The organism is Pseudomonas sp. Mn2068 (assembly GCF_049319725.1).
Taxonomy (GTDB): domain Bacteria; phylum Pseudomonadota; class Gammaproteobacteria; order Pseudomonadales; family Pseudomonadaceae; genus Aquipseudomonas; species Aquipseudomonas gingeri.
The window spans coordinates 222,152-235,868 of record NZ_JBMOUG010000009.1; the positions used below are offsets into that span (position 1 = coordinate 222,152).

10 protein-coding genes are annotated in these 13,717 nt (G+C 62.3%); 9 read left to right on the top strand and 1 reads right to left on the bottom strand.

The window, feature by feature from the left end; all coding sequences use genetic code 11:
• The first annotated feature begins 23 nt into the window (after window positions 1–23).
• The 4 genes from ACL9RJ_RS21280 to ACL9RJ_RS21295 are packed head-to-tail and all read left to right on the top strand — an operon-like array spanning window position 24 to window position 4,778.
• Window positions 24–353, top strand: coding sequence for a chorismate mutase (locus ACL9RJ_RS21280; RefSeq protein ID WP_246356501.1), 330 nt, complete (start codon window positions 24–26; stop codon window positions 351–353).
• A 3-nt stretch (window positions 354–356) separates the two neighbouring features.
• Entirely contained in the window at window positions 357–2,402 is a 2,046-nt protein-coding gene (pabB, locus tag ACL9RJ_RS21285) for an aminodeoxychorismate synthase component I (protein WP_422765640.1), read from the top strand.
• Entirely contained in the window at window positions 2,395–3,279 is an 885-nt protein-coding gene (locus tag ACL9RJ_RS21290; RefSeq protein WP_177119632.1) for a prephenate dehydrogenase dimerization domain-containing protein, read from the top strand. Before pabB ends, ACL9RJ_RS21290 begins: the two co-directional genes overlap by 8 nt.
• Window positions 3,279–4,778, top strand: a complete 1,500-nt coding sequence (locus tag ACL9RJ_RS21295) for an MFS transporter (protein ID WP_042935198.1) — start codon at window positions 3,279–3,281, stop codon at window positions 4,776–4,778. Before ACL9RJ_RS21290 ends, ACL9RJ_RS21295 begins: the two co-directional genes overlap by 1 nt.
• A gap of 60 nt (window positions 4,779–4,838) precedes the next feature.
• Here ACL9RJ_RS21295 and ACL9RJ_RS21300 read toward each other — a convergent pair whose 3' ends face one another.
• Window positions 4,839–6,311 carry an MFS transporter gene (locus ACL9RJ_RS21300; protein ID WP_017125790.1) on the bottom strand — a complete coding sequence of 491 codons (1,473 nt, stop codon included), beginning with the start codon at window positions 6,309–6,311 and terminating at the stop codon, window positions 4,839–4,841.
• A gap of 256 nt (window positions 6,312–6,567) precedes the next feature.
• Here ACL9RJ_RS21300 and ACL9RJ_RS21305 point away from each other — a divergent pair, with 256 nt between their 5' ends.
• From ACL9RJ_RS21305 to ACL9RJ_RS21325, 5 genes are all read left to right on the top strand, one after another.
• Window positions 6,568–7,182 (top strand): biliverdin-producing heme oxygenase, encoded by a 615-nt coding sequence (locus ACL9RJ_RS21305; protein ID WP_103032741.1) that lies wholly within the window; start codon window positions 6,568–6,570, stop codon window positions 7,180–7,182.
• Entirely contained in the window at window positions 7,179–9,425 is a 2,247-nt protein-coding gene (locus tag ACL9RJ_RS21310) for an ATP-binding protein (RefSeq protein WP_422765641.1), read from the top strand. Before ACL9RJ_RS21305 ends, ACL9RJ_RS21310 begins: the two co-directional genes overlap by 4 nt.
• A 186-nt stretch (window positions 9,426–9,611) precedes the next feature.
• On the top strand, window positions 9,612–10,112 hold the full coding sequence (locus tag ACL9RJ_RS21315; protein ID WP_017125793.1) for a sigma-70 family RNA polymerase sigma factor: 501 nt from the start codon (window positions 9,612–9,614) through the stop codon (window positions 10,110–10,112).
• A 40-nt stretch (window positions 10,113–10,152) separates the two neighbouring features.
• Entirely contained in the window at window positions 10,153–11,136 is a 984-nt protein-coding gene (locus ACL9RJ_RS21320) for a FecR family protein (protein ID WP_422765642.1), read from the top strand.
• Between the two features lie 97 nt (window positions 11,137–11,233).
• Window positions 11,234–13,684, top strand: coding sequence for a TonB-dependent siderophore receptor (locus tag ACL9RJ_RS21325; protein WP_017125795.1), 2,451 nt, complete (start codon window positions 11,234–11,236; stop codon window positions 13,682–13,684).
• Window positions 13,685–13,717: the final 33 nt, after the last annotated feature.

Below are 13,717 nucleotides of genomic sequence, written 5' to 3' on the forward strand. Positions count from 1 at the left end.
GATAAACAGCAAGGACCATGTCAATGAATGCAGAAAGGAATGCTGCGTCGGCGGAGCGGGATCTTCAGCCGTGTCGTCAGCAGTTGGACCGGATCAACCAGTCGCTTGTTGATCTGTTGGCCCAGCGCATGGACGTATGCCGGACGATCGCCGGGATCAAGCACGTGAGCGGAATCCCGATGATGCAACCGCACCGGATCACCTCGACGCTGGACCAGGTGATGGCGTTATCGCGATCTCGTCAGTTGCGTCCGGAATACCTGGAGCGGGTGTTCGAGTTGATCATCAAGGAAACCTGCGATGAGGAACTGCGCATCATGGATGCTCTCGATCAGTCACGTGTGGAGGAATGAGGCATGCGTACACTGATTGTCGATAACTTCGACTCCTTTACCAACAATATTGCCCAGTACATCTACGAGGCTTGCGGCGAACAGCCTGAGATCGTGCCCAATTCCACTGCTTTCGAGGACCTCGACCTGGAGGGTTACGATGCCGTCATCCTCTCCCCGGGCCCCGGACATCCTGCCCGCAACGCCGACTTTGGCGTGTGCCGGGAGGTGCTGGCACGTGCCCGGATCCCGGTGCTCGGGGTTTGCCTGGGGCACCAGGGGATCAACTGCTTCTTCGGTGGTGCGGTCGAGCACGCACCGGAACCCGTACATGGCTACCGTACCCGCATCATTCATTCGGGCAGCGGCCTGTTTGCCGGAATTCCACAGGCATTCGAGGTGGTCCGCTATCACTCGCTGGTGTGCACGCAGGTTCCATCCTGCCTGGAAGTGACCGCACGCTCCGACTGTGGCCTGATCATGGGGCTCGCTCATCGTGAGCGGGCAATCTGGGGCGTGCAGTTCCACCCGGAGTCCATAGACTCGGAATATGGCTTGCAGGTTATCCGCAATTTCGTGCGTCTCGTCGCTGAGGCGCGAGGTCGCCAGAATTGCGAACAGGAGATCGATCCTGTGCGACGGGCATTGCAAGTTGCGGGTGGTTCGATGGAGCTGTCGTTTGACTTCCAGCTCATTGAGCAAGCTCCAGGGCCATCGCAGATGTTCAAGGCCCATTTCGCAGAACGGCCGGCGGCCTTCTGGCTCGACAGCGAATTGTCGGATCGGCCGCAAGCCCGGTACTCGGTGATGGGCGCCTGTGATCGCGACTCGGCGCTGGTATTCAGGTATGACGTCAATCGTCGGCGTCTGTCGATCGAGGGGCCCACGGGGCAGGCGAGTCTCGAGGGGGATTTCTTCGAGTTGATGGCCGGCATCGTCGAGCACCTCGGGGCGGCCCGCCAGTCCGAGGCGCCGTTTCCCTTCAGTGCCGGCCTGATCGGCTACCTGGGGTACGAACTCAAGGCCCTGACCGCTACCGGCGTGTGCAACACGCATGTGTCCGAATTGCCCGATGCGCTGTTCTACCTACCGCAGAACATGCTGGTCTTCGATCACCGGAATGAACTCACCTATCTCTGTCACCTGTGGGGTGAGCGTCTTGTGCTGAAACCTGCGGACGATGCCGAGCAACCGCGCTACCAACCCTTCGTTCCCGGGCCGGTGGCCGAGTCGGCGCTGCAACTGGCCGACTGCTCGAAGGCCTACATCGAAAAGGTCAATCTGTGCCTGCAGCAGATCGTCGATGGCGAGTCATATGAAATCTGCCTGACCAACCGTGCGAGCCTGGAATGTACGGAGGATCCGCTAAACGGCTATCTGCGCATGCGCAGCATCAGTCCCGTGCCCTATGGTGCCTATATCGACACCGGGGAGTTCTCCATCCTCAGCGCGTCCCCCGAGACGTTCCTGTCAATCGATGGCTGCGGCCGCATTGCCTCCCGCCCTATCAAGGGCACACGTCCGCGGGGACTTGACCTTGAGCAGGATGATCAGCTCAAGCGCGAGCTGGCGAGTTCGGCCAAGGACCGTGCGGAAAACCTGATGATTGTCGATCTGGTGCGTCACGACCTGAACAGTATCTGTGTGCCGGGCTCGGTGAAAGTGCCGAAAGCGTTCGATATCGAAAGCTATTCATCGGTACATCAACTGGTCTCGACCGTCGAAGGACAGTTGCGTGCGGGGGGCGATTCGTTCGCGGCGATCAAGGCCTGTTTCCCTGGCGGCTCGATGACCGGTGCGCCGAAAGTACGCACCATGGAAATCATCGACAAGCTGGAGTCCTCCGCACGTGGCATCTATTCCGGGGCCCTGGGCTGGATCGGCCTGGATGGCTACATCGACCTCAGCATTGTCATCAGGACGACGGTGATCAAGGACGGCGTGGCCCGTTTCGGCATTGGTGGGGCAATCGTGGCCGCCTCCGATCCGGCAGAGGAGATGCATGAGACGCTGGTCAAGGCCAGTGTGCCATTCCACAGCATCAGCGCGAGGGAGATAGCCGTTGAATAATTTTCTGATCCTGGGTGGGGCCGGCATCGTAGGCAGCTTTGTTGCGAGGATGTTGCAGGAGCGCGGATACGAACCGACGATCGTGGACCTTGTACCCTCGCCCCTTGCAGTCGATTACCGGGTAATGGATGCGCTGGGTTTGCCCGAGCAGGCACCGGGGTTGCTCGAGGCCACCGACGCTATCGTCCTCGCCTTGCCCGAAGACGTCGCGATACAGGTGCTTGAGCGTTATGCGGGAGCCTTGGCCTCGATCCAGGTCATCATCAATACCTGTTCGGTGCAGGGACCTTTCCAGCGCAGGGCCGAGTCGTTGTTTCCCGACGTGCCTTGCGTTGGCATCAATCCCATGTTTTCCCCGACGCTCGACTGTCGCGGGCGTCCGGTGGTGGTGTGTGAGCGTACGGCCAGCAAGGCGGGAGACTGGTTCGAGACACTGTTGCACGAACAGGACATGCAGGTGAGGCGCCTGTCGCCGGATGAGCATGACCAGGCGATGGCTGTATGCCAGGCATTGCCCCATGCCGCCATCCTTGCGTTTACTTTTGCATTGTCGAGGAGCCAGTGCGACCTGGAAACGATACAGGCGCTGGCACCGCCGCCAATGAGGACTCTGCTGAGCCTGTCGGCGCGGATCCTGCTCAATGCGCCTGTCACTTACTGGGATATCCAGAAACATAACAGTGCAGGTCAGTTGCAGCGTGATCGACTGTCGGACAGCCTGGCTATGCTGGACCAGCTGTGCGGGCTCGATACTCCGGAGCGCTTCGCCGAGGAAATTGTCGCGGTGCGCCGGCAACTGGGCGGCTACGTGGATGAATACGGAAAAACCTGTGAAACACTATTCAATGTTCTAAGTCCTTCGGGGAGAAATGACTGATGCAGGGAGCAGCAAGTCCACTGGTTTCAATCCTCAAGGATCGCTCAAAGGGCGCGGCGTTACTCGTCATCATGCTACCGGTACTGCTGGTGACCATCGATAACACCATTCTCAGCTTCGCCCTACCACGTATCGTGACGGCGTTGGCGCCCTCGGCCGCCGAACAGTTGTGGATGATCGACGCTTATTCCCTGGTGCTGGCCGGCTTGCTGGTCACCATGGGCAGTACCGGCGATCGTGTCGGGCATCGCCGGATGCTGTGCCTGGGCTGCAGCGGCTTCGCCGTCATTTCGGTCCTGGTAGTCTTTTCCCAGCAAGCCTGGCACTTGATCGCCGGCCGGGTGTTGCTGGGCTGCTTTGGGGCCATGATCCTGCCGGCAACCCTGGCCCTGATTCGCACGGCTTTCGAGGACCGCGAAGAGCGTCGCCTGGCGGTGGCGGTCTGGGCAACCTGCCTGACCATCGGTTCGGCATTGGGGCCGCTGCTGGGAGGCTTGTTGTTGCAGTATTTCGACTGGCAAGCGGTATTTCTGGTGGCTTTGCCTTTCCTGTTGCCGGTGCTGTTGCTGGCTTCGTCGATCACCGAATCGTCAAGGCAGCAAGGGGCGCCGACCGATTACCTGAGCATTCTGCTGAGCCTGGGGGCCATGACCGGTACCATGCTGGCTCTCAAGCATCTGGCGACGGTCGGAGCCGATACCCAGGCGCTGCTCTGGGCGTTGGCCGGTGTGCTGATGGGTGTGCTCTTCGTCCGTCGCCAACTGCTGCTGGAGCAACCCCTTCTGGACCTCAGGCTGTTCGCCTGGCCAGTATTCAGCGTATCGATCACGGTCAACCTGGTGAGCCTGGGAATGCTGATCGGTTTCATTTTCTTCGCCACCCAGTTGCTGCAACTGGTGTTCGGGATGTCGCCGCTGATGGCCAGCCTGATTCTCGTACCCGGCCAGGCGCTGGCAATTGTCGCCGGCATGGCCATTGTGCCGGTTGCGCAACGGGTCGCGCCGAACCGGGTCATCAGCGGCTGCCTGCTGGTTGCGGCAGCGGCCTTTACGGTGATGGCTCTGTTCCCGGCGACGATGCTGACGGTGTGCGTAGCGTTCATATTGTTGAATGTCAGCGTGGCAGCCATCACCAGCGTATCCAACGATCTGGTGCTGTGCTCGGTGCCCGCCGAGAGCGCGGGCAGCGCTTCGTCAGTCAGCGAGACGGCCTATGAGGTTGGCGTGGTGCTGGGGACCACCTTGATCGGAGGGGCAGTGGCGGCCCTCTATCGTTTGTCGCTGGCCTTGCCGGAGGGGGTGTCCGAAGAGGTTGTGAAAGCAGCGCAAACGCTGGGCGGCGCGCATGCCATCAGCCAAACCCGGTCCGACGCTGCGACCGTGGGGTTGTTGGAGGCTGTCAATGCGGCATTTCGAGAGAGCGTTGCTATTTCCAGTGGCATGGTGGCGGGGGCAACCGTGCTGTTTGCACTGCTGACCTACCGCTACCTGCGCAGATAGAAACCGCCAGCAATGTCTCAAGACGGGGTATTGCCGCTTCTGCGGGAATACCCCGTCAGCTCAATCACTCACCTGCGACAACGGCCTGGCCACATGCTCCAGCGAGCGCCGTTCCGCCGCCACACCCCAGATCGCCTGGATCACCGCCGCGGCAATCATCAGTGCTGCGCCGATCAGGTAGCCGTAGAGCACATTGGTGCGCTCGCCGGTTTCGATCAGGGCACCGAACAGGGTCGGGCCGATCAGGCCGCCCAGGCCGGTGCCGAAGGCGTAGAACACGGCGATGGCCAGGGCGCGGATCTCCAGCGGGAAGGTTTCGGCCACGGTGAGGTAGGCCGAGCTGGCCGCCGCGGAGGCGAAGAAGAAAATCACCACCCAGGCGATGGTTTGCTGGGTGGCGTCGATCATCTGCTGCTGGAACAGATAGCCGCTGAAACAGAGCAGCACGCCGGAAATCAGGTAGGTGCTGCTGATCATGATGCGCCGGCCAATCACGTCGAACAGGCGGCCCAGCAGCAGCGGCCCGCAGAAGTTGCCGAGGGCGAAGGGCAGCAGGTACCAGCCGATATGCGCGGAAGGCACGTCATAGAAATTGGTCAGCACCAGCGCATAGGTGAAGAAGATGGCGTTGTAGAAAAATGCCTGGGCGGTGAGCAGGGTCAGCCCGACCATCGCTCGACGGCGGTGATCGACGAACAGGCTGTGGAACACCTCCCGCAGTGGCGTATGGTCGCGGGCCCGCAAACGTAGGGGCGGCTCCTGCATCGCAGGTATCTCGATGCCGCGTTCGTGGTAATGGCGTTCGATCTCGGCGACGATGCGTTCCGCTTCTTCCGGGTGGTTGTGGATCATCAGCCAGCGCGGGCTCTCCGGGACCCACAGGCGCAGCAGCATGATGATCAGCCCGAGCACCGCGCCAATGCCGAAGCACAGCCGCCAGCCCAGTTCGCCGCCGGCCACGTCCGGGTCGAGCAGGATCACCGAGCCCACCGCGCCCAGGGCGGCGCCGATCCAGAAGGTGCCATTGATGGTCAGGTCGACCCAACCGCGATAGCGGGCCGGGGTGAACTCCTGGATGGTGGAGTTGATGGCTGTGTATTCGCCGCCGATACCCGCGCCAGTGAGGAAGCGGAACAACAGGAAGCTCCACAGGCTCCAGGAAAAGGCCGTGGCCGCCGTGGCGCCGATGTACAGGAACAGGGTGATGAAAAACAGCTTGCGCCGGCCCAGGCGATCGGTCAGCCAGCCGAAGAACAACGCGCCCAGCACCGCGCCGGCAATATAGGTGGCGCCGGCCAGCCCGATCTCGGTGTTGCTCATGGCCAGGACCGGGCTGTCCTTGAGCGCTCCGGATACGGCGCCTGCGAGTGTCACTTCGAGGCCGTCGAGCAACCAGGTGATGCCCAGCGCCAGCACCAGCAGGGTGTGAAAACGGGTCCACGGCAGGCGGTCGAGGCGAGCGGGAATGTCCGTGCTGTAGCAGCGCTCGTCCGCTGGGGCGTCGGCGGCATGTTGCAGGGCCTGGGTCGTCATGGTCACTCCTGTTCGCTGACGGCGTCTCTTAGCGATGGAGCTGTACGTAGGTAAAGGAGTTCAAAAATCTCGCTTTTGCCTGACATGTCAGTTCAGGTTTTCTTGCCTGCGAGCGTCACTCATCCCATGAGGTTGGAACATTTCGCCGAAAGGGAAAACTAACCATCAAGTCAGTATCGATATTCATCGTGATAGATTGATCCTATTCGTCGTCACATCCGAATGGCTGTGGCCAACCCCACCAAGAGCGATATACATGCAAGCAGCGGCCCGTGAAGTTGATGTACCCCCGGTTCTGCGAGACCTGCGATCCGGCACGGCTGAGCGGCACGTCGCACTGGAAAAACGTCTTCCCTTTTTCTCCGATACCCTCGACTCGAAAGCCTTTCAACGGCTGATGCAGGCTTACTACGGCTTCTACCTGCCGCTGGAGCAGGCCTTGCTCGACTGTCGTCTGCTTCCCGCCGATTTTGATCTGGCGCCGCGCCTCAAGGCGGCAACCCTGCGCACGGACCTGCATACCCTGGGGCTGCCGCTCGAAGCCATCGACCGCTTGCCGACCTGTGCGTCATTGCCGGCCATCGACTCCGGCGCCGCATGCCTGGGCGTGTTGTATGTGCTGGAGGGGGCGACGCTCGGCGGGCAGATCCTGCGCCGCGAGGTCTCCAGGCGCCTGGGCCTTGATGCCGACACGGGCGCGGCGTTTCTGCAGGTTTACGGCTCCGCCACCGGACGGCGCTGGCTCGATTTCATTGAATACCTGGGCAGCCGCCCGATGGAGGCGGGCGAGCGCGAGGCTGTCGTCACGGCGGCACAATCGACATTCGGCTGTTTCGAAAATTGGCTCGAAAGCCGGGAGGTACTGGCATGACCCCTCAGGACAAGGAAGCGTTTGAAGAGTTTCTGGCCAACTGTGCCGACGAACCGATCCGTTTTCCCGGCGCCATCCAGCCCCACGGCCTGTTGTTGACCCTGAGCGAGCCGGCGCTGGAAATCGTGCAGATCAGCGCCAACGTTGAAACCCTGCTCGCTCGTGCGCCGCAGACGTTGATTGGCCAGCCATTGCAAAGCCTGATCGGCGCCGCGTATACCGAGGCCGTGCGCGAGGCGTTACGGCAACCGGCGTTTTTCGATGCGCCACCATTGCATTTCCACCTCAACGACACCGCGTTCGAAGGCTTGCTGCATCGGCACGCAGGCGTGCTGATTCTGGAGCTGGAGATCCACGTCGAGCACTTCCAGCCGCTGAACGTGGCCGGCCACCAGACCCATCTGGGGCGCCTGCTGCAGCGTCTGCAAGCGGCCACGTCGTTGCAGGCGCTGTACGACATCAGTGTCAGGGAACTGCAGGCCATGACCGGTTACGACCGGGTGTTGATCTATCGTTTCGAGGAGGAGGGGCACGGCCAGGTCATCGCCGAGGCGTCCGCGCCATCGATGGAGCTGTTCAACGGGTTGTTCTTCCCTGCCTCGGACATTCCCGAGCAGGCCCGCGAGCTGTATCGCACCAATTGGCTGCGGATCATTCCCAATGCCGATTACCAGCCAGTGCCTTTGGTGCCGAAACTGCGCCCCGACACGCAAACGCCATTGGACTTGAGCTTCGCGACCCTGCGCAGCGTTTCGCCGATCCACTGCCAGTACATGAAGAACATGGGCGTGCTGTCATCGATGAGCATTTCCCTGCTCAAGGGCGACAAGCTGTGGGGCCTGATCAGTTGCGGCAACCGTCAGCCGCTGCACGTGCCACATGAGCTGCGCATCGCCTGCCAGACCATAGGCCAGGTGCTTTCACTGCAGATCAGTGCGCTGGAGGCGCTGGAGGTCAGTCGCCAGCGCGAGGAAAAGGTCGAAGCCCTGGCCGTGCTCAACCAGGCGATGATCGATTCGCCGCAAAATGTCTTCGACGGTTTGGCCCATCAGCCAGAAGTACTTATGGCGCTGGTCAATGCCGGTGGCATCGCGATCATTGAAGACCAGCAGTTGCACCGACACGGCAACTGCCCGGAGCCGGAAGAGATCCGCGCGTTGCACAAATGGTTGCAGGCGTCGGGGGAACCGGTGTTCGCCAGTCATCATCTGGCCAGCGTTTACCCGCCGGCCGCGCATTATCAGCAGGTGGCCAGCGGCGTGCTCGCCATGAGCCTGCCCAAGCCGGTGGAGAACGGCGTGCTGTGGTTCCGGCCGGAGGTCAAGGAGAGCATCAACTGGAGCGGTGATCCGCGCAAACCGCTGGATCTGGAAAACTCTGACGCCGGCCTGCGCCTGCGCCCGCGCACCTCATTCGAGATCTGGAAAGTCGAGATGGCCGGGATTTCCATCAAGTGGAACCATGGCGACCTGTTCGCGGCGAACGACCTGCGCCGCTCGGCGCTGGAAAACGACCTGGCCCGCCAGGTGCGCCGGGAGCAGGAAGCGGTGCGCGCCCGCGATGACCTGGTGGCCGTGGTCTCGCACGACCTGCGTAATCCCATGACCGTGATCTCCATGCTCTGCGGCATGATGCAGAAGACGTTCAGCTCGGACGGCCCGCACACCTCGCGGCGCATCACCACGGCCATCGACACCATGCAACAGGCGGCCGCGCGTATGAACACGCTGCTGGAAGACTTGCTCGATACCTCGAAAATCGACGCCGGACGCTACCTCATCAAGCCACAGCAACTCGATGTCGGACAGATGTTCCAGGAAGCGCAATCGCTGCTGGCACCGTTGGCGCTGGACAAGGACATCAGCATTTCCTTCGAGGCCGACCCCGACCTGCGCATCCACGCCGATCCCGAGCGGCTGTTCCAGGTGTTGTCGAACCTGGTCGGCAATGCCATCAAGTTCACCCCGCGCATGGGGTCGGTCGGGGTGCGGGCGCAGTCGTCCGGTGATGAAATCGTCTTCACCGTGCGCGATAGCGGCGAAGGCATTCCCCAGGAGCACCTGCCGCATGTGTTCAGCCGCTACTGGACGTTGAAAGAGGGCAATCCGACCGGTACCGGCCTTGGCCTGTACATCACTCAGGGGATCGTCAACGCCCATGGCGGACAGATCGTGGCCAACAGCGAGCCTGGAAAAGGCGCTGAATTCCGCTTCACCCTGCCGGTGTTCGAGGCGTGTGCCTGATGGTGGAGTAGCTATCGATGTCCTTCATCATGGCACCGGCCCATCTGGTTGAAGTTGTTGTCATCAGGCGCTCTCATGGGCGTGCCGATGGTCGGGCGGCGACCCGCCGTCGTGGTTTCGCGGAATGAATTGCAGCTATTAATAGGAAGCATTACTATTCACGCCCCACCTTCATAGCCCGTCGCCATGAATCTCCAGCCACCCCGCAGACCCGGTTTTTTCGAGCATTACGAAGAGTTGATCGGCACCTGGACCCGCCGGCTGAGAAACCGTCAGCAAGCCGAGGACCTGGCCCACGATACCTTTGTGCGGGTGCTGGAAAGCCGTGCTGGCAGCGTCGAGCAGCCACGGGCCTATCTGCACCAGACCGCGCGCAATATCGCGGTGGATGCCTATCGTCGCGAAGACCGACGCGGTGCCCTGGAACTGGAAGCGATTCATCACAGCGCGCCGCCCACCGGCGACCCGGAGCATTTCATGCACGCCATCCAGCTTGCCGACTCCATCGAGCGGGCCCTGGGCGAGTTGCCCGTCAACTGTCGCAAGGCTTTTGTCTGGCAGAAGATCGAGGGTTTGACCCAGGCGGAGATCGCCGAACGCCTCGGGTTGTCCAAGAACATGGTGGAGAAGTATATGATCCGCACCCTGCGGCATCTGCGCGATCGCCTGGATGGACCGGATCAATGAAGGACAAGGCGATGCACATTCCACCCGGACAGGACTTTCCATGATGGATACCCGCGATTGCACACGCGATCCAGCCACGGTTCGCGATGAGGCCGCCACCTGGTTCGTGCGGGTGCGGGAGGCGCCGTTGAGCGCCGCGCAACAGGCCGAGTTCGACGCCTGGCGCCAGGAGCATCCGCTGCACCAGGACGAGTTCGACGTGCTCCAGGGGCTCTGGAGCGCCACCGACCTGGTGCCCCAGGCGCGCCTGCAGGCGCTCTGCGAGGTGCCGCCGGCGCGGGTCGGGCGCCGGCCGTTGCTGCGCTATGCGATCGCGGCCGGGGTGATCGCGGTTGCCCTGGGACTGGGTCTGTTCAGCGGCCTGAACCATCCCGCGCCCTACAGCGCGACATTCGCCACGGTGCTCGGTGAGCGCCGCCATGTGGCCTTGCCCGATGGTTCGGTCATCGACCTCAACAGCCGCAGCCGGGTGCGCGTGAGTTACCAGCAGGACCGGCGCAATGTCGAGCTGGAGGAGGGCGAGGCGATGTTCAGCGTCGAGCACGACACCAGCCGGCCGTTCGTGGTGCAGGCCGGGGTCGGCAAGGTGACGGTCACCGGGACACGCTTCGACGTGCGCCGCGATCCGACGCAAACCCGCGTGGTGGTGGAAGCGGGAACGGTGAAGGTCCAGGGCCGCGATGCCCGCGACGATGAGTTCGTCGCCCTGACGGCCGGCCTCGGTACGCGGGTCGATGCCCAGGGCCGGGTCGCGGCGGCGCAGGCGGTCAACCCCGAGGAGCTGACGGCCTGGCGCAGCGGCAAGCTGATCTTCAACAACGCCAGCCTGGCCGATGTGGTGGCGGAAGTCTCGCGCTACCGGGACAAGCCGTTGAGCGTCGCCACCCCGGCCGTCGGCAACCTGCGCCTGACCAGCGTGTTCAAGGTCAACGATACCGACGCCCTGCTCAAGGCCCTGCCGAGCATCCTGCCGGTGGCGGTCAGGAGCCGCGCCGACGGTGCCCAGGAAATAATTGCAAAATAGATTCAGGTTTTTTTCGAGTTCTTCGTCTTCTTGTCCAACTGCAACTGGTTTGCATTAACAGCCGCATACATTTGCGAACAACAGGACAAGGTCAGACGTGAACAACAACAAACCCAACGCGCTTTACCAGGCGATCCGCAACGCGCTGCCCAGCTCCCAGGCCTTTGCCCTGGCGCTGGCGGTCAGTGCCGTTGTCCCCCTGAGCCAGGCGGCCCAGGCCGATTCGGCCATTCATATCCAGGCCCAGCCCCTGGCATCGGCCTTGAGCCAGTTGGGTCAACAGACCTCCCTGCAAGTGTTCTTCAGCCCGCAACTGGTGGCCGGCAAGCAGGCCCCCGCGGTGGATGGCAACCTGTCGCCGGAAGAAGCCCTGAACGTGCTGTTGCGTGGCAGCGGCCTGGACTATGACCTCCAGGACGGCTCGGTGACCCTGCGCGAAGCCGCCCCGGCCGCCGCCGGTTCGCTGGAACTGGCACCGCTGGACGTCAAGGTGGTGGGCGACTGGCTCGGCGACGCCGACCAGGCGATCGTGCAGAACCACCCGGGCGCGCGGACCGTGGTTCGTCGTGAAGCGATGGTCGAGCAGGGTGCGATGAACGTGAAAGACGCGCTGCGTACCGTTCCCGGCGTGCAGGTGCAGGAAAACAACGGCACCGGCGGCAGCGATATTTCCCTCAACGTCGGTGTGCGCGGCCTGACGTCCCGTCTGTCGCCACGCTCCACTGTGCTGATCGACGGCGTGCCGGCGGCATTCGCTCCTTATGGCCAGCCACAGTTGTCGATGGCTCCGGTGTCGGTGGGTAACCTGGACAGCATCGACGTGGTACGCGGTGCCGGTTCGGTACGTTATGGACCACAGAACGTCGGTGGCGTGATCAACTTCGTGACCCGGGCGATCCCGCAGAAGTTTTCCGGTGAGATCGGCAGCACCGTGGAAACCTCGCGTTATGGCGGGGTGAAGCATCTCGATACGGCGTTCCTCGGCGGCACCGCCGACAACGGTTTCGGCGCTGCGCTGCTGTACTCCGGCGTCAAGGGCGAGGGCTACCGCAAAAGCAACAACGACAACGACATCAACGATGTCCTGCTCAAGACCCACTGGGCGCCGACCGACCAGGACGACTTCTCCCTCAACCTGCATTACTACGATGCCAATGCGGACATGCCGGGCGGCCTGACCCAGCAGCAGTACAAGGACAACCCGTATCAGTCGGTGCGCGACTACGACAACTTCACCGGTCGCCGCAAGGACATTTCCTTCAAGTACAAGCGGCAGGTGGATGACCAGACCCAGGTCGAAGTGCTGACCTACTACACCGACAGCTTCCGTGGCAGCAACATCGCCGCCCGCGACCAGAAGACCCTCAGCTCCTTCCCGCGCAGCTACTACACCCTGGGTGTCGAGCCGCGTGCATCGCGGGTATTCGAACTGGGCGACACCAGCCAGGAAGTCAGCGTCGGTTATCGCTACCTGCGTGAGGCGATGCACGAGTCGTCCAGCCGGGTGGCCCTGGTCAACAATATCCCGACCATTACCCCGACTTCCGACGGCCATATCTTCCAGGACCGTACCGGTGGCACCGAGGCCAACGCCTTCTACATCGACGACAAGATCGATGTGGGCAAGTGGACGATCACCCCGGGCATCCGCTTCGAGCGCATCAACACCGACTGGCATGAGCGGCCGGTGCTGGGCACCAATGGCGTGCCGGTCCAGGAGAAGAACCGCAGCGTCAACAGCAACGAGCCGTTGCCGGCCCTGAGTGTGATGTACCACATCTCCGATGCCTGGAAACTGTTCGCCAACTACGAGACCTCCTTCGGCAGCCTGCAGTACTTCCAGGTGGCGCAAGGCGGCAACGGCAACAGCACCGCCAACGGCCTGCAACCGGAAAAGGCCAAGACCTACGAACTGGGTACGCGGTATGACAACGGCACCTGGGGCGGCGAGATGACCCTGTTCTACATCGACTTCGCCGACGAGTTGCAATACGTCAGCAACGATGTGGGCTGGACCAACCTCGGCGCGACCAAGCACCAGGGGATCGAGACGTCCGTGCACTATGACCTGTCGGCGCTGAACCCGGTGCTCGACGGCCTGAGCGCGAGCGCCGGCTACACCTACACCAAGGCGACTTCCCAGGGCGATATCCCGGGCTTCAAGGACCGCGACCTGCCGCTGTATTCCCGTCAGGTGCTGAATGTCGGCCTGCGTTACGCGGTCAACCGCTGGACCTACAACCTCGACGGTTTCGCCCAGTCCGCCCAACGTGCGCCGGGTACCGGAACCAACGCTGATGGCAGTTTCAACGGTAACTACATCACCGAGCCGACCGCCGATGGCCAGTACGGCAACATTCCCGGCTACATGACCTGGGATGCGCGCGGTGCCTATGACTTCGGTGCGCAGCTGTCGAACCTGAAGCTGGGCGCCGGGGTGCGCAACATGTTCGACCAGCGCTACTTCACGCGGTCGAGCGATAACAACTCGGGGATCTACGTGGGTGAACCACGGACCTTCTTCGTGCAGGCCAGTGTCGGGTTCTGATCGACCCTTCCTGACCTCTGTGGGAGCCGGCTT